Raw genomic sequence first — 16,689 nt, forward strand, 5'->3', positions numbered from 1 at the left:
GAACAACCGAAACGGCCCCCCGAAAGAACCGACGGACCGTCACGAAAGATCGAGGTTAGAGAGGCGAACTTCCCCCGGCCCAAACGCCTGGAGGACTTCGACTTCGACGCCAACCCCAACATCACCCCCGAAGTCGTCAACACCCTCGCCGACCCGGCCTGGGTCACCTCCGGCCAGCCGCTCTGCCTCATCGGCGACTCCGGCACCGGGAAGTCCCACCTGCTGATCGGCATCGGCACCGCGATCGCCGAAGCCGGCCTGCGCGTCCGCTACACGACCACAGCCAACCTGGTCAACGAACTGGCCGAGGCCGCCGACGAGAAGAAGCTGGGCCGCACCCTGGCCCGCTACGGACGCGTCGACCTTCTCTGTCTCGACGAATTCGGCTATCTCGACTTGGACAAGACCGGCGCCAAACTCCTGTTCCAGGTTTTTACAGAACGCGAGGAACGACGCGCGATCGCAGTCGCCTCCAACGCGCCGTTCTCCGAATGGAAGCAGACCTTCACCGATCCCCGCCTCTGCTCGGCCATCGTCGACCGGGTCACCTTCAACGCCCACATCATCGAGACCGGGACTGACTCCTACCGGCTCAAGCAGACCAAGGAGAAGCGCCGACGACGCTGATCCGCCCTCCCATCACGACCGAGGCCGGCACCCCATCGGGATGCCGGCCTCGGCTTTGCTGAGCCTGTCCGGTCTCCGCATCGTCCAGGCCATGCCCCGCCCTCGTCGTCCACCGAGGTCGCGGAGATGCCATCGGTCCCGGATCGAACACGGGTCGAAATCCGGAGGCCACACGCGCCTGTCGGGGACACGCTGCCAACCCGGACCCGAGACTCCAACGCTATCGCCCCCACCCCACTCTCCGGCCAGACGAACCACCCGATCGAGGTGGGGCCAAAACAACCTGGAACCAGGGCGCGAACACTCGCCCCGAGCGCCCCCAGCACTCCGCGAGTGGGGCCAAAAAACCTCGGAATCCTGGTCCCAAAAAAAGTGCCTACAAACAGGGCGTTTGTCCTCGCCGACGGCCGGGCACATGAACGCGACCTGCGCTTCGTCCACCACGCACACCAGCGGCCGGAACACCGGGTTGGTGCGGGCCATGTCCCGGGTGACGCCGTCCGGGGCGCCGGAGCGCTCCAGCGCGGTGATCCGCTCCTCCATCTCCGCGACCGCGCCTTCAAGCATCTCGGTCGCGTCGATCACGTGGTCATCGGTCGGGCCCTGGATCAGCACCGTCGCCAGCCCGTCGAACATCCGCCAGTCGCCCACGCCCTTCAGGTCGGCGATGCGGAACTCAACGGACGTGTCCAGGGCCAGCCACAGCGCCAGCGCCCGCAGCGCGGCGGTCTTGCCCTGGTTCGACAGGCCCGTGATCAACAGCATCCGCTGGAGCAGGCTGATGGCGGCAGCGTCCCCGCGCAGGTCCTGACCCCACGGCGCCCGGCCGGTGTAGAGGTCGGCCATCAGGTCGGGGTCGATCACCAGCGGGGAGGGGCCGATCGGCTCATCCAGCGCGCCCGAGTCGGCGATCCACAGCCGCACCGTGCGCGCGGCAGTGGGGATCGTGATGAACACCTCGTGCTCGTGCCGCCCCAGGTTCTCCGCAAGCTTCCGCCGGCGCTTTTGGATCTCCTCCGTGGACACCCCGGAAGGAAGCGTGACGTCGACCTCGACACCGCATCCGGCGATCGTGATCGGCCCCAGCATCCCCGCCCCGGCGTCGCCCATGGCGCGGATCGCCGTACGAAGCGACCCGATCCCCAGATCCCGCAGCGCGGTCACCACGACGGACGGCGTGATGGGGGCGCCGGAGTCGTCCCGGGCCTGCGGGGAGAGAGCCCACTGCGGGGCCGCCTGCTGGTGACGTCCGACCGCCCACAGCCCGGCCAGCCCCAGGAACGGCGCCGCCGTCACCAGCGGGCCCCACACCACGGTGGCGATGACCACGATCCAGCGGACCATCTCCACGAACGCCCGCGCCGGCGCGACCACGTCCGCCAGGTTCTCGTTCGCCACGGCCAGGATCACCCCCAGCGCGAGCAGGCTCCCGGCCGTCACCAGACCGCCCACCACCGCGCCACGGGCGATCCGCTGCGGAGCGGACAGCAGATCCATGCGCCGCTGGTGGCGGGCGGCGCGGAACGCCTGCCCGCGCATCTCCCAGTGCGCGGCCACCTCGTACTGACCGGCCACCTCAGCGGCCCGGATCATCCGCTCGTACCGCGCGGCCGTCCGGCTCTCCCACGCGCGGCGGGCCACGATCCGCGTGCCGCCCACCACGTACATGCCGTGCCGCGCCGCCCCACGCGCCACGGCGCGGGTCCGCTCGTGCTTGACCGCCCGCCAGGCCGCATGTCCCGCACGCACCCATACCCGGCGCGTTCCCGCGGCTTCAACCGCCGTCGCCCCGGCGGCGGCCTGGGCGGTCTCCTCGGCCGGTGCGGGGGCGGTCGTGGTGGTGCGGGCGGAGCGCGCCGACTCGATGCTGACCACGTTCCCGCCCGGCGCGGGCGGGTGCTCCTCGGACGGCTCCCGGCCGCCCTCAAAGGCGTGATTCACTGAAGTTCCTCCCCGATGGGATGGGCGGGGCCCGACCCGCAGTCTTGGCGGATCGGGGGCCGGGCCCCGGATCGACTGATTCAGACGCGCTGTTCCTCGGCCGACCGACCGGCCGGAAAGGCGCACGGGACACACAGCCCCAGCGAGACCGGGATGCAGTACTCCCGCACCGCCCGACACCCCGGGCACGTACGGCGCGCGGTCAGCGCCGCGCGGATGGCGCGCCACCTCGCCGGCGTCATCGGCCTCACCGGCGCCGCGCGGTCCAGGTCGTAGAGGTAGGCGACCAGCGGCGGCCGTCCCCGGCGGCGGGGCCGCTCCAGTACCGCAACCGGATCCTGACTGCCCGGCCGCAGACCCCGCGCACGAAGCTGCCGACGCGTGGCCAGCCCGTCCGGCGCGAGACGCCAGCGGTAGACAGGCAGGCCGCTCACGCCGCCGTCTCCATGGCCGCAGCGGCGGGGACGCGGGCGAGGAAGGCCCGGCCGATCCACTCCGTGTACGCGGGCGGGATCGCCTCGGTCAGCTCCTCGCGCGTGCTGGTCCAGGTGATGCCCATGGCCGCCTGCATCTCCTCCACGGTGGCCTTGCCGCCGCCGGACCCGTACGCGGCCACGTACGGCCCGTCGAACCACTGACCGTGGCGCCAGCCCCGCACGCGGCCCCGGTGCGGCACGTGGGCCAGCTGAGCGACGCTCCAGCCGCCCAGCTCGAAGTTGCGGTGTCGCAGCACCCCCAGCCCGAACATCTCCCCACACAGCCGCAGATCCGTGCGGACCGGGGCGCGGCCGTTGGGCTGCTCGATCACGAACGGCACCCCGGCGCGCTCCAGCAGCTCCCGGAGAGCGGGGATGAGCTGCACGTGTTCGCGGCCCCAGCCCTGGGAACGGTTGGTGCCCACGGTCAGCGTGCAGCCGTCCTGACAGGGCGGGGAGGCGTGGACCACCGCGTAGCGGTCGATCCCGCCCGTGGAGATCAGCCGCTCCAGCACGGCAAGGGCATCGCCCTGCTCACGCGGGAACGGATAGTTCGGGCGCGGAGCGATGTCCACCCCGTGCACCTCGAACCCCGCACGGTGGTAGCCCACCGCCGCCCCGCCGGCGCAGCAGAACAGATCCAGCAGCAGCGGACGACTCATGCCGCCACCCGCTTCCATGCGGCGCGGAGGCGGACTTCGGAGGCTGAGTGGCCAGCAGCGCGGAAGCGGGCGGCCATCTCCCGGTAGGACAGGGCCGGATCCTCACTGGTGCGGATCTGGTCGACCACGGCATCAAGCGCCTCATCGGTGAGTGCCGGGCCCGACTCCAGCGCGGGAACCGGCTCGGTGGCCCCCCACACGGGCAGTTCCCAGCGGGGCGTGACACCGGGCGTGACCCGGTGCGTCACGCTGGTCAGGGCCCTGCCGGTGTCCTCCCCGGCGCGCGCCTTCTCCAGCGTCGACCACGCCCCGGCGAGGGTGTCAGCGGTCTTGGCCTGGACGCGTGCGACGCGGGCGCCGGCATCGGTCACGGCCGTCAGTCGCGTCTCCTCCGTGGCCGCCTCAGCCCGCAACCGGGCGCGGGCCACGGCCGCTTCGTCACGGGCCTCCTGCTGGATACCCCGGATCGCGCCCAGCGCAGCCGGGGTGAGCGCGGTCCGCTCCCACATCCCGTGCACCAACCACAAAGCCTTGGCCGCGATCGGCAGCCATGCCACGGCCAGCCACGCGCCGATGGAGTGGTCGGCGGTGCATGCGTGCGCGACCAGAACGCCGGTCGCGATCAGACCGAAGCACCAGCCCACACCCGTGACCACGCGACTGTGGTCGCCCTGCGCGGCCAGACGGCGCTCATAGGCGAGGGTGGCCAGCCAGCCCCCGTCGATCCCCAGGCCGACCACCACGGCGACCGGCCACGGCATGACCGCCCCCAGCCACATCACGACCACGGCCAAGGTCAGCACCATCGACACCGCCGTCATCGCGACAGCGGGCAGAGCCGTCTTCGCCTTCATGCCACCACACCCCCGGCCGCGATGAGCGCCGCGACGGCCAGCAGACCGCCGGCCACGAGGGTGAGGGTGACCGCGCGCTGGATCCTGCGGTGCTTGGCCACCGCCAGGCGGGCCAGCGTCACCACTGCCACCGGCCGCCGGTCGGTGGCCACTTCGGTGAGGAGCTGTTCGGCGGTCAGGGTGGCCCAGTGCGGGAACGTCCCCGGGGCCCGGGGCGCGAGCTGGGGGCGGGCGGTCAGCAGCAGCAGCGCGCCGGCCGCCATCAGCACCGCGACGCCCAGACCGCCCACGATCCGGGCCGCGAGCGGCAGGGACAGCGCCCCGCCAGCCACCGTGACGCCGGTCAGCAACAAGCCGATGAACGTCGTGAGGTTCGCAGTCTTGGTGTCCGTCCGCGCGATCTGGCCCTGAGCCTCGGCGTACGCCTCGGACAGCGCCACGTTCACGTCCCGGGTCGCCTCGGTGCTCACGCGCCCACCCCCACACCGGCGGTGGTGCGGTTGGCCAGGGTCCGGCGGGCGGCCAGCACCCGGCGGCGGGCCCGGCGCAGACGCCGGGTGTCCAGCTCACTGGGGGTGCGGTCAAGGGTGATGATCTGTGCGTCCAGCAGCTCGACCTCCGCCAGGATGACGGGCATCTCGTGCTCGATCGCGTCCAGCTCAGCGGCCGTGGGCTCTCGGTCGAACGGGTCGGTAACAGGCGTCTGACGTGCGACGATGTTCCTCATGGGTCGTGGTCTCCCTAGCAGGTGGTACGGCCCTACAGCGGCACCCGGTTGCCCCCGGGTGCCGCACGCCGTCGAGTCGGAAGTGCTCCGGCTCCCCTCAGCGCCGCTCGTACGAGACGAGCAGCGGAGGCAACCGGCCCGCAGCGCCAGTGCGGCACTGCGGAAGTTGAGTCGTGCAGGTGTCTCCTTCGGGAGCGCGCTCCCGTTTCAGGCGATGTGAGACACAGCGACCTTTCGGTCTAGCCCTCCGGTTGCCAAGGGATCCGGGACCCTCCCCCGTCGCCGGGGACCTTTCGCGCCGGAAGCAGCCCAAACAAGGCCCTTCCGGGGCCTCACCTCGCTCTCGCTCGGTGCGACATGACCAACATACCCAGCCTGCCTAGGTAGGTCAACCAGGCTGAGAAGGATGGCCTTCCTGGGATTCACGGGCAGGTGGCCGTACGATGGCGGGATGAGCCTTGACCCAGACGACACGCGGCCGGCGTTCCAGCAGGTCAGCAGCGCACTGCGGGCGGACATCCTGACGGGGAAGTACGTCCCGGGAGACCAGCTCCCGTCCGGCCCGGAACTGACGAGGCACTTCGGTGTCGCCAAGGCGACCATCCAGCGGGCCCTTGACCAACTCCGCGACGACGGTCTGATCGTGACCAGAAAGGGAAAGGGGTCCTTCGTCCGTCAGCGGACCGAACGACCGGTGGGACTTCGCCCTCACCTAGAAGCCGCATTCAGCGAGCCCCAAGTCACCATCGACTTCGCCGGTTTCTCAAGCGAGACGCTGCACAACGCGATTCAAGAGCCGCTGGATAAAGTGCGCTCCGGCCGGCTCACTCCGCAGTCCATCACCGTTCGCCTGCTGCTGCCGGACAGCTCGGCCCCCATGGCCGTCCCTGTACTGGTAGACGGTCTGCGGGACGACTCCGACCTACGCCAGCGGGCGGGCCAGATCGGCCAGACAAACGCTGGCGGCATCAAGCATTCGGTGGAAGTCCTCGCGGAACTTGGGCTTGTGCAGTCGGCCACGGTGGAGATTCGTCTTTACCGGGCTTCACCGCTGTTCAAGCTGTACATCATCAATGGCGCGGAAGTCTTCTTTGGCTACTATCCGCTGCGCCAAAGGACGATGACCGTCAATGGCTCCGAAAAGGAGTTCTTCGACATCACCGGGAAGGACACGACCCTGTTTCATCATTCGTCCGGTCCCGATGAGTCGTCCATCGGGTCGCAGTATGTGAGCCAGTCCCGGCGGTGGTTCGACAGCGCTTGGTCCAGCATCGCGTTCGAGAGCCAGGCATGATCGCGGCCCTCGGTCCCCTGCTCGGGGAGGTCACGACCGTCCTGCTCGACTTCGACGGGCCGGTCTGCTCGGTCTTCGCAGGGCTCTCCGCCGGCGAGGTGGCCGACCGAATGCGGCAGCGGATCGCGGCCGATGGCCACACCGTCGAAGAAAGCTGGGAGGCGGAAAGCGATCCGCTCGCGCTGTTGAGTCGAATCGCCCGGGAGCGCCCCGGCCTGGCAGGGGAGGCAGATGCCGCCCTGACCGATCTGGAGACGGAAGCGGTCCAGCGCGCACGGCTCAACCCGGACATCAAGGTGGTGCTCGACGCGTGCGCCAGTTCCGGACGACGAGTCGTGGTGGTCAGCAACAACGCGGGGCGGGCCATCACGAGCTACCTGGATCGGGAAGGACTGGCCGGGCACGTGCACGGCGTTGTCGGCCGTGTTCCCGGAGAGCCAGCGTCCATGAAGCCGTCCCCCCGACTGCTGCTCGATGCGATGGGGGAGGTCGCCCCCGCCCGCTGCGTGTTCATCGGTGACGCCACACGTGACGTGGAAGCGGGCGACGCGGCCGGGGTGCCCACCATCGGCTACGCCAACAAGCCGGGGAAGGCTGAGAAGCTGTCGGCCGCTGGCGCGGTGGTCGTGGTGGAATCGCTGCTCCCGCTGGCCAACGCCCTATCGTCCAAGCCGTAGGCGTACGCCAACCCGTACGCCAACAGCGGCGTACAACGACGTACAGCCCCGCCCCCCGGCGGCCGATGAGCAGCGCGGTCCCGGGGCCGGGGCACGGCCTGAAAAGCGGAAGGTCGCCGGTTCGACCCCGGCCCCAGCCACCTTCTCTCCCTCCTCCGCTCAGCGCCCCGACCTCCCGCCCGGGTGGCGGTCGCGTGGCCCACCGTGCGGCAGACGCGTTCCAGCGGCTTCGACTCCCGTGGGGCGTCGGCCATGGCGTAGGCGCAGGAGCCCGCGAAGAGACCGGCCTCTGCGGCCGCGAGCAGCCCCACGACCGTGGCGGGCAGGCACGGAGAGTGACGGAAAGCGCGCAGGGAACGCCCATCCGGTCACCCTATGCGGGCAATTCACCACAACACGCCCAGCCGGATAAGGGCTCGCCGCTCACCGCGCGGAGGTGAGACGCTTGGGTGCGTATGTCTACGCATCCCTCCCCCGCATCGCCCTCCTTCTCCGGGCTGGCCGCGCGGCTGCCCGAGCTGACGCTACGCGACCAGCGGCGGCTCGGCAGGCGGCTCGACGGAGCGCGCCGCGTGCGCAAGCCCGAGGCCCAGCGGGCCGTCCTCGCCGAGATCGCCGACGCGATCGACGCCGCCGAGCTGCGCGTCGAGGCCAGGCGGGCGGCCGTTCCCGCGATCACCTACCCCGAGCAGCTGCCGGTCAGCCAGAAGAAGGACGAGATCCTGGAGGCGATACGCGATCACCAGGTGGTGATCGTCGCCGGGGAGACCGGGTCGGGCAAGACGACGCAGATCCCGAAGATCTGCCTGGAGCTTGGCCGCGGCGTCAAGGGCCTGATCGGCCACACCCAGCCCCGCAGGATCGCCGCCCGCACGGTGGCGCAGCGTGTCGCGGACGAGCTGGGCGGGCCGCTCGGCGAGACGGTCGGGTTCAAGATCAGGTTCACCGACCAGGCGAGCGACCACACCCTGGTCAAGCTGATGACCGACGGCATCCTGCTGGCCGAGGTGCAGCACGACCGCGAGCTGCGGGCGTACGACACGATCATCATCGACGAGGCGCACGAGCGCAGCCTCAACATCGACTTCCTGCTCGGCTATCTCGCCCAGCTGCTCCCTCGCCGCCCCGACCTCAAGGTCGTGATCACCTCCGCCACGATCGACCCGGAACGTTTCGCCCGCCACTTCAGGGACCGCGAGGGCCGGGCCGCGCCGATCGTCGAGGTCTCGGGGCGCACCTACCCCGTCGAGGTGCGCTACCGGCCGCTGCTCGAGGAGGAGGGCGACGCGCCCGACCGCGACCAGATCACCGCGATCTGCGACGCCGTTGACGAGCTCCAGGCCGAAGGCCCGGGCGACATCCTGGTGTTCCTCTCGGGCGAGCGCGAGATCAGGGACACCGCCGACGCGCTGGAGAAGCGCCGCCTGCCGCACACCGAGGTCCTGCCACTGTACGCGCGCCTCTCGCACGGCGAGCAGCAGCGCGTCTTCCAGGCGCACGCGGGGCGCCGCGTGGTGCTCGCCACCAATGTCGCCGAGACGTCGCTCACCGTTCCCGGCATCAGATATGTCATCGACCCCGGCACCGCCCGCATCTCGCGCTACAGCCACCGCACCAAGGTGCAGCGGCTGCCGATCGAGCCGGTGTCGCAGGCGAGCGCGAACCAGCGCAAGGGCCGCTGCGGGCGCACGAGCGACGGCATCTGCGTCAGGCTGTACTCGGAGGAGGACTTCCTCGCGAGGCCCGAGTTCACGGACGCGGAGATCCTGCGCACCAACCTCGCGTCGGTGATCCTCCAGATGAACGCCGCGGGCCTGGGCGAGGTGGAGCGCTTCCCGTTCATCGACCCACCCGACCACCGGTCGATCAAGGCGGGCGTGCAGCTGCTCGAGGAGCTGAACGCCCTCGGGCCCGGGGGCAAGCTGACCGAGACGGGCCGCAAGCTGGCGCAGCTCCCCGTGGACCCGCGCCTCGCGCGCATGATCCTGGAGGCCGACAGGAACGGCTGCGCGCGCGAGGTCATGGTGATCGCCGCGGCGCTCTCCATCCAGGACCCCAGGGAGCGCCCCTCCGACAAGCAGCAGCAGGCGGACGCCAAGCACGCGCGCTTCCGCGAGGGCCCGGGCGAGGAGTCGGACTTCCTGGCGCTGCTCGCCCTGTGGGGATATGTCCGCGAGCAGCAGAAGGCCCTGTCCTCCTCGGCGTTCCGCCGCATGTGCCGCACCGACTTCCTCAACTACCTGCGGATACGCGAGTGGCAGGACATCTTCGGGCAGCTGCGGACGGTGGCGAGGTCGCTGGGCATCGAGCTGTCGGACCGGGACGCGGAGCCGGGGCCCGTCCATCAGTCGCTGCTCGCCGGGCTGTTGTCGCACATCGGGCTCAAGGACCCGGACAAGCACGAGTATCTGGGGGCCAGGAGCGCCAAGTTCGCCATCTTCCCCGGCTCGGCGCTCTTCAAGAAGCCGCCGCGCTGGGTGATGTCGGCGGAGCTGGTGGAGACGTCGCGGCTGTGGGCGCGGATCAACGCCAAGATCGAGCCGGAGTGGATCGAGCCGCTGGCCGGGCACCTGGTGAAGCGCGCCTACAGCGAGCCGCACTGGGAGCAGAAGCAGGCCGCGGTGGTCGCGTTCGAGCGCGTGACGCTCTACGGGGTGCCGATCGTGGCGCAGCGGAAGGTGTCCTACGGGCGGATCGACCCGGTGGTCTCGCGCGACCTGTTCATCAGGAACGCCCTGGTCGAGGGCGACTGGCGGACGCGGCACCAGTTCTTCCACGACAACAGGAAGCTGCTGGCCGAGGTCGAGGAGTTGGAGCACAGGGCCAGGCGCCGCGACATCCTGGTGGACGACCAGACGCTCTACGACTTCTATGACCGGCGCGTTCCCGAAGAGGTCGTCTCAGGGGCGCACTTCGACGCTTGGTGGAAGAAGAAGCGCAGGGACGAGCCGGATCTGCTCAACTTCGAGAAGTCCATGCTCATCAACGAGCGGGCGGGCCACGTCACCAAGGACGACTACCCGGACACCTGGCGGCAGGGCAGGCTCTCGTTCCGTGTGACGTACCAGTTCGAGCCGGGCGCGGACGCGGACGGCGTCACGGTGCATGTGCCGCTTCCCGTGCTCAACCAGGTGACCGCCGACGGCTTCGACTGGCAGATCCCCGGCCTGCGTGAGCAGTTGGTGACCGAGTTGATCAGATCGCTTCCCAAGCCGATCAGGCGGCACTGCGTTCCCGCGCCCGACGTGGCGCGCCGTTTCCTCGCGGAGGGCGCGGAGGCGGCCGCCGACCCCGCGCGGGAGCCGCTGCGCGTCGCGCTGGCCCGCTCGCTGACGCGGATGACCGGGGTGCGGGTGGCGGCCGAGGACTTCGACGAGGACCGGATCCCCGGCCATCTGCGGATCACGTTCCGCGTCGTGGACGAGCGCGGGCGCCCGCTGCCTGGCCCGCGCGAGCACGCCGAGGACAAGGACCTTCACGCGCTGCGCGAGCGGCTGCGCCCGCAGGCCAGGCGGGCGCTCACCGAGGCGTTCACGGCCACCGCCTCTGGGCTGACGGCGTGGACCGTGGGGACCCTGCCGAGGGCGTTCGAGACGCGGCGCGGCGGGCAGCCGGTGAAGGCGTATCCGGCGCTGGTGGACGAGCGGACGTCGGTCGCGGTGCGGCTGTTCGACACCGAGGACGAGCAGCGCGCGGCGATGGCCCTCGGCACCCGCAGGCTGATCCTTCTCAACCTCCCTTCGGATCCCGCCAAGTTCGCGCAGCGGCAGCTGGACAACGCCGCCAAGCTCGCGCTCTCCAGCACCCCGCACGGCAGCGTGGGGGCGCTCTTCGACGACTGTGTGACCGCGGCGGCCGACCAGTTGATCGCGGCGCACGGAGGGCCCGCGTGGGACGAGGAGGGCTGGATCAAGCTGTTCGACGCGGTGCGCGCGGACATCGTGGACCTGACCCAGCGGATCGTGCGCCAGGTGCGCGAGGTGCTGGGCGCGTGGCAGGCGTGCGAGCGCCGTCTCGCGACCGTCACGAGCCCGGTGCTGCGCCCCGCCGTGGAGGATGTGCGCGAGCAGCTGGACGCGTTGGTGGGCCCGGGGTTCGTCACCGCGCACGGCGCGCGGCGGCTGCCCGACCTGCTGCGCTATCTGATGGCCGCGGACCGCAGGCTCCAGCAGCTGCCGCACCAGGCCGAGAAGGACCGGGCGCGGATGGCCAAGGTGCACCAGATGCGGGACGAATACGCCTGGCTGCTCGAGCAGTTCGGCCCGGGGCGGCCCGTGCCGCCCGCGGCACGGGAGATCCGCTGGATGATCGAGGAGCTGCGCGTGAGCTACTTCGCGCACGCCCTGGGCACGGCCTATCCCGTCTCCGACAAGCGGATCGTGAAGGCCGTGGACGCCCTGGCGCCCCCTCGGTGAACTGATTGGCCCGGCGCGCCCGCGCTGCGGTAGAGTCTCGCTCGCGCAGATGGTCCTGTGGAGCAGTTTGGAGTGCTCGCCACCCTGTCAAGGTGGAGGCCGCGGGTTCAAATCCCGTCAGGACCGCTCACATGAGCCCGGATCCCCCACAGTGGGATCCGGGCTCTCTTGTTGGGTAAGGAAGGGGAAGGAGAGGAAGAACGGCGCCTCTTACCGCAAGATCATCTGCGTGGGCAAGGCGCGGGGGGTGTGACGGGAGTCACTGAACTTGATTGCGGGCTGAGCTCGTCCGACCCCGTAGAGACACCCGCCAATTTAATATGTGCAATTGTACGGGGTGTCGGACATGGCCAGGACGCACAAAAAGATCGCGCCGGACCCGGCGGAGTCCGACGCGATCGGGGTCCAGACGGACCGGGGTGGGGGCCCCGGCGCCTGGGTCGTGCTGTGCTGCTCAGGCCTCGCCGCGCTGCTGCGGGATGCCCGCGAGCAGTGCGCGCACCTCCGCCTCGCGATAGCGGCGATGCCCGCCGAGCGTGCGAATGGACGTGAGCTTGCCCGCCTTTGCCCAGCGTGTGACCGTCTTGGGGTCGACGCGGAACATCGTGGCAACCTCAGCCGGGGTCAGCAGCGGCTCGGCATCAGGGGTGCGAGCGGTCATGAGCGGCCTCCTCGGGAGAACCGAACCAAACGGTTCTTTCCTCTAAATTCTGCACCTTGACCCACGTTGCCCGAAATGGGAGACGGGGGTCGAGTCGGTTATAGGACGAACGGCTTGTCCTCGGCACTACAACTACACCATCCGTCTAGCCGGGTCGGCCAAACCGATGGAATTGCCCTCTCAGGTGTTCAACCTCGGCGGAAGCCCACTGGACCATGCCATAACGGACAGTCACTCGACCGTGACGCGGAGTCACGGCACGATGACCGGGCGGGCAGGCGAGCACCCTCCCGGACTCCTTGTCCTATTTTGACACGAGGAGACTACTTGTTGGCAAGAGTTCCTTACAGTGCCTTCCATCACGCTTGGGGCTTTAGTCCCTTGATCAGTTGGCGAACTGGCGTTCCCTGATGGCCATCCAGCGATCGGTCAGCTCCTCGTAGACCCGGCTCGCGCGCTCCAGGTCATCCGCGGCGAGCGCGGCAAGGCCCTCGGCGACCTCGGCCGCCGAACGGTCCGCGGCGAGCCGGTCCTCGTCGATCGTGTGCACGAGCCCGCCGTAGTCGAGCTCGACCAGCGACCGCGGGTGGAACTCCTCGAGCCAGCGCCCCACATCCACCAGCGCCTCGGCCAGCGGCCCCTGCGGCATCGCCTCGCGCACCGCGCGCAGCCCCCTGGCCACCCGCCGCCTGGCCTCGACCATCTTCGTCCGGTACCGCAGCCCCGGCGCCCCACGGCCCTCGCCCCCCGGCCCTTCGTCCCCCGCCTTGGTGAACGCCCGCTCCTCGTCCGTGAAGAGCGCGAACCAGCGCACTGGCACATGCCACAGCGCCGAGCGGATCCAGGGCCGCGCGTCGGGGTTGCGCTCCCGCCAGTCCGCGTAGTCGGCCGCCGCCCGCCGCCGCGCCTCGGGCGGCAGCGCGGTGTCGAGCACAGACCCGGGCAGCAGCCAGTGGTCCACCTCGCCGAGCGCCTGCCAGGCCCGCAGCCGGGTCCGCCACGGGCACACGCACAGCACGCCGTCGACCGTGGCCACGAACGCGTCGCCGCTCTCCCGCGCCGGGGCCGCCCGCGGGGGCGCGGCGGCGAGCGCCGCCAGGGCGCGCTCCGCCTCGTCCTGCGCGGTCGGCAGCCGCGCGCGCCTGGCGTACTCCGCCCAGTGCGAGCGCTCGGGCTCGGGGAAGGCCGCGAGCGGCTCGTAGACCCTGAGATACGCCGCGTACGGAACCTTCGGCACGCAACCCTCCCGCTCCCTCGCTCACCAACGGTCGGCGCGTCCCGCGCGCCTCCCCCGATCGTGTCAGTGTGCGGATCCCGGGGCACCCCCCGCCCCCCGATCGCCGTAGTCTCATCTCACAACCATGCCCTCCCGACCCCACCGGAGAGCAGCCACATCGACATACAGGAGTCACCACCGTGACTGACGTACGTCCCGCTGTCCGCGTCGACGGCCTCGGTGAGGCCGGCGTGCTGGACGCGTTGTTCCACTCGGACCAGGGCGGCCACGAGCAGGTCGTGCTCTGCCAGGACCGGGCGAGCGGCCTCAAGGCCGTGATCGCCATCCACTCCACCACGCTCGGCCCCGCCCTCGGCGGCACCCGCTTCCACGCCTACGCCGACGAGGCCAGGCCCGAGGAGGCCGCCCTGCGCGACGCGCTCAACCTCGCCAGGGGCATGAGCTACAAGAACGCGATGGCCGGTCTCGAGCACGGCGGCGGCAAGGCCGTGATCATCGGCGATCCCGACCTGATCAAGACCGAAGAACTGCTGCTTGCCTACGGTCGTTTCGTGGCCGCGCTGGGCGGCCGTTATGTCACCGCGTGCGACGTCGGCACCTATGTCGCCGACATGGATGTGGTCGCGCGCGAGTGCCGCTGGACCACGGGGCGCTCACCCGAGCGGGGGGGCGCGGGCGACTCGTCCGTGCTCACGGCGTTCGGCGTCTTCCAGGGCATGCGCGCCTCGGCGGCGCACCGCTGGGGCTCCCCAGACCTGACAGGCCGCACGGTCGGCGTCGCGGGCGTGGGCAAGGTCGGCCACCTGCTGGTGGACCTGCTCGTGGAGGCGGGGGCCCGGGTCGTGGTCACCGACGTGCGCGACGAGGCGGTCCGGCGCGTCCTGAGCGCGCACCCCGGCACGGCCGTGGCGGCCTCGACGAACGAGCTGATCGCCACGCCTGGGCTCGACATCTACGCTCCGTGCGCGCTCGGCGGCGCGCTCGACGACACGACCGTGCCGCTCCTGACGGCGGGCGTGGTCTGCGGGGCGGCCAACAACCAGCTCGACCACCCCGGAGTAGAGAAGGACCTCGCCGACCGCGGCATCCTCTACGCCCCCGACTATGTCGTGAACTCGGGCGGCGTCATCCAGGTCGCGGACGAGCTCCACGGGTTCGACTTCGCGCGTGCGAAGGAAAAGGCCGCGTTGATCTACGACACGACGCTGGAGATCTTCGCCCGCGCCGAGGCCGAGGGAGTGCCCCCCGCGGTGGCCGCCGACCGGATCGCCGAGCACCGAATGGCCCAGGTCGGCACCCGCTGAAAGCGCGGTCGCGTAAGACATGTCACCCCCCTCGCGCGAGTCGCGCGCCGAAAGAAGGTAAAATCGCGGCTGACCAGCAAAGAGAGGACCACCGGTCGCCGTGCGCGCGGCCCGGTCCTGCGGACGGCGTACCGCAGGCCCGCGGAAGCAGGTACGGTTGAAGGCCGATGGACCGGGCCCTCGTCCGAGGGCTCGCTCTCAATCATGAACGGATGTCAACACTCCGGGGCCGTCGCGCCCCGTCGTTGAGGGGGTCGAGCCAATGGGGCGCGGCCGGGCCAAGGCCAAGCAGACGAAGGTCGCCCGCCAGCTGAAGTACAACAGCGGCAGGACGGACCTTTCTCGTCTGGCCGAGGAGCTGGGTGCATCGACGCCGGAACACCAACCGCCGAATGGCGAGCGGTTCGAGGACGACGATGATCAGGACGATGACCTGTACGCACGGTACGCGGAGATGTACAGCGACGAGGAGGAGGACGACGGCGACGAGCCCGCGTCCGACGCCTCCTCGAAACGCCGCGGCGCCTGACACGACTCTCCGAGCTCTCTGATCCACCCACCGGTCGACGAGGCGAGCGAGACGACAAGACAGACTCCAACCCGGTCCGGCAGCGCCGGACCGGGTTCAGTCCTGCCCGGCCGACCGCCGGTCCCTCACCCCGCACGGCGCCCCGTGAGGCTCGCGCCGCCGCCGGGGAGCCCGTCGCCCGCGGGCACCAGCTCGCCCGCCACCCAGGCGGGCACGTCGCGCTCCGTGAGGGTGGCCAGGGCGGCGCCGACCGCGTCGGACGGCACGACGGCGACCATGCCGACGCCCATGTTGAGCGTTCTCTCCAGCTCCTCGGTGGCCACGTCGCCCAGCCGGCCGACCGTGCCGAAGATCGGCGGCGGGGTCCAGGTCGTCCGGTCGACGCGGGCGTGCAGGCCATCGGGAACGACGCGCGCCAGGTTGGCGGCAAGCCCGCCGCCCGTCACATGTGCGAAGGCGTGCACATCTGTCGCGGCGATGAGCGCGAGGCAGTCGAGGCTGTAGATCCTGGTCGGCGTGAGCAGCTCCTCGCCCAGCGTCCCGCCGAGCTCGGGCACCTCGCGCTCAAGCGCCCAGCCCGCCCGGTCGAAGAACACGTGGCGCACCAGCGAGTACCCGTTGGAGTGCAGCCCCGACGAGGCCATGGCGATCACGACGTCGCCGGCGCGCACCCGTTCGGCGCCCAGGACCGCGTCCGCCTCGACCACGCCCGTGCCGGCGCCCGCCACGTCGTACTCGTCGGGGCCGAGCAGCCCCGGGTGCTCGGCCGTCTCGCCGCCGACCAGCGCGCAGCCCGCCAGCACACAGCCCTCGGCGATGCCCTTGACGATCGCGGCGACGCGCTCGGGGCGCACCTTGCCGACGCAGATGTAGTCGGTCATGAACAGCGGCTCGGCGCCGCACACCACGAGGTCGTCCACGACCATCGCGACCAGGTCGTGCCCGATCGTGTCGTGGACGTCCATGCGCTGGGCGACGGCGACCTTGGTGCCCACCCCGTCGGTGGCGGAGGCCAGCAGCGGGCGACGGTAGCGGGTCAGGGCCGAGGCGTCGAACAGGCCGGCGAAGCCGCCGAGGCCCCCGACGCTCTCGGGGCGCTGGGCCTTGGCCACCCACTCCTTCATCAGCTCGACGGCGGTGTCGCCCGCCTCGATGTCGACGCCGGCCGCAGCGTAGCTTGCGCCGGGCAGCGCGTTCTCAGTCATCGGACTCTGCCATGGGTTCGGGGATGGGAGATCTCTCGTGCTCGTCGCTCGTGCCGGTGCTCGTCGCGCGCGGGCCCGTG

14 protein-coding genes, 1 tRNA gene and 1 pseudogene are annotated in these 16,689 nt (G+C 70.8%); 7 read left to right on the forward strand and 9 right to left on the reverse strand.

The window, feature by feature from the left end; translation table 11 throughout:
• On the forward strand, positions 1–627 hold a 627-nt coding region (gene istB / locus DEH69_RS17970; RefSeq protein WP_113688003.1), incomplete at its 5' end, for an IS21-like element helper ATPase IstB.
• Positions 628–1,011: 384 nt separating this feature from the next.
• On the opposite strand, the pseudogene DEH69_RS17975 reads toward istB, so the two are convergent.
• The 6 genes and pseudogenes from DEH69_RS17975 to DEH69_RS18000 all read right to left on the reverse strand — a co-directional run.
• Positions 1,012–2,376 (reverse strand): annotated as a pseudogene (locus tag DEH69_RS17975) (ATP-binding protein); the annotation flags it as partial.
• A gap of 272 nt (positions 2,377–2,648) precedes the next feature.
• Entirely contained in the window at positions 2,649–3,002 is a 354-nt protein-coding gene (locus DEH69_RS32830; protein ID WP_113688004.1) for an RRQRL motif-containing zinc-binding protein, read from the reverse strand.
• A complete protein-coding gene (locus DEH69_RS17985) occupies positions 2,999–3,706 on the reverse strand; it encodes a DNA cytosine methyltransferase (protein ID WP_181727483.1) in 708 nt (235 codons plus the stop codon). Before DEH69_RS17985 ends, DEH69_RS32830 begins: the two co-directional genes overlap by 4 nt.
• Positions 3,703–4,560: a protein spdB gene (locus tag DEH69_RS17990; RefSeq protein WP_113688006.1), complete on the reverse strand. Its 858-nt coding sequence runs from the start codon at positions 4,558–4,560 to the stop codon at positions 3,703–3,705. Before DEH69_RS17990 ends, DEH69_RS17985 begins: the two co-directional genes overlap by 4 nt.
• Positions 4,557–5,030: a Pycsar system effector family protein gene (locus tag DEH69_RS17995; protein ID WP_258534751.1), complete on the reverse strand. Its 474-nt coding sequence runs from the start codon at positions 5,028–5,030 to the stop codon at positions 4,557–4,559. The genes DEH69_RS17990 and DEH69_RS17995 overlap by 4 nt, the downstream gene beginning before the upstream one ends.
• Positions 5,027–5,287 (reverse strand): DUF6284 family protein, encoded by a 261-nt coding sequence (locus tag DEH69_RS18000; RefSeq protein ID WP_113688007.1) that lies wholly within the window; start codon positions 5,285–5,287, stop codon positions 5,027–5,029. Before DEH69_RS18000 ends, DEH69_RS17995 begins: the two co-directional genes overlap by 4 nt.
• A 451-nt stretch (positions 5,288–5,738) precedes the next feature.
• Between DEH69_RS18000 and DEH69_RS18005 the strand changes: the two genes are divergently transcribed.
• The 4 genes from DEH69_RS18005 to DEH69_RS18025 all read left to right on the forward strand — a co-directional run bounded on the left by DEH69_RS18005 (position 5,739) and on the right by DEH69_RS18025 (position 11,799).
• Complete coding sequence (locus DEH69_RS18005; protein WP_113688078.1) at positions 5,739–6,581, forward strand: GntR family transcriptional regulator; 843 nt, start codon at positions 5,739–5,741, stop codon at positions 6,579–6,581.
• On the forward strand, positions 6,578–7,258 hold the full coding sequence (locus DEH69_RS18010) for an HAD family hydrolase (protein WP_113688008.1): 681 nt from the start codon (positions 6,578–6,580) through the stop codon (positions 7,256–7,258). Before DEH69_RS18005 ends, DEH69_RS18010 begins: the two co-directional genes overlap by 4 nt.
• 455 nt (positions 7,259–7,713) lie before the next feature.
• Positions 7,714–11,673: an ATP-dependent RNA helicase HrpA gene (gene hrpA, locus DEH69_RS18020; RefSeq protein ID WP_113688009.1), complete on the forward strand. Its 3,960-nt coding sequence runs from the start codon at positions 7,714–7,716 to the stop codon at positions 11,671–11,673.
• Between the two features lie 51 nt (positions 11,674–11,724).
• Positions 11,725–11,799: transfer RNA gene (locus DEH69_RS18025), tRNA-Asp, on the forward strand.
• A 328-nt stretch (positions 11,800–12,127) separates the two neighbouring features.
• On the opposite strand, the gene bldC is transcribed toward DEH69_RS18025, so the two are convergent.
• Both bldC and DEH69_RS18035 read right to left on the reverse strand, forming a co-directional pair.
• Entirely contained in the window at positions 12,128–12,334 is a 207-nt protein-coding gene (bldC, locus tag DEH69_RS18030; RefSeq protein ID WP_019431930.1) for a developmental transcriptional regulator BldC, read from the reverse strand.
• A gap of 385 nt (positions 12,335–12,719) precedes the next feature.
• Entirely contained in the window at positions 12,720–13,571 is an 852-nt protein-coding gene (locus tag DEH69_RS18035; protein WP_113688010.1) for a hypothetical protein, read from the reverse strand.
• Between the two features lie 179 nt (positions 13,572–13,750).
• Here DEH69_RS18035 and DEH69_RS18040 point away from each other — a divergent pair, with 179 nt between their 5' ends.
• Both DEH69_RS18040 and DEH69_RS18045 read left to right on the forward strand, forming a co-directional pair.
• Positions 13,751–14,875: a Glu/Leu/Phe/Val dehydrogenase dimerization domain-containing protein gene (locus DEH69_RS18040; protein WP_113688011.1), complete on the forward strand. Its 1,125-nt coding sequence runs from the start codon at positions 13,751–13,753 to the stop codon at positions 14,873–14,875.
• A gap of 262 nt (positions 14,876–15,137) precedes the next feature.
• Entirely contained in the window at positions 15,138–15,404 is a 267-nt protein-coding gene (locus tag DEH69_RS18045; RefSeq protein ID WP_113688012.1) for a DUF3073 domain-containing protein, read from the forward strand.
• A 125-nt stretch (positions 15,405–15,529) separates the two neighbouring features.
• Here DEH69_RS18045 and purM read toward each other — a convergent pair whose 3' ends face one another.
• Positions 15,530–16,609, reverse strand: a complete 1,080-nt coding sequence (gene purM / locus DEH69_RS18050) for a phosphoribosylformylglycinamidine cyclo-ligase (protein ID WP_113688013.1) — start codon at positions 16,607–16,609, stop codon at positions 15,530–15,532.
• Positions 16,610–16,689: the final 80 nt, after the last annotated feature.

Source organism: Streptomyces sp. PT12 (assembly GCF_003311645.1).
In the GTDB taxonomy this organism is placed as follows: Bacteria; Actinomycetota; Actinomycetes; order Streptomycetales; family Streptomycetaceae; genus Streptomyces.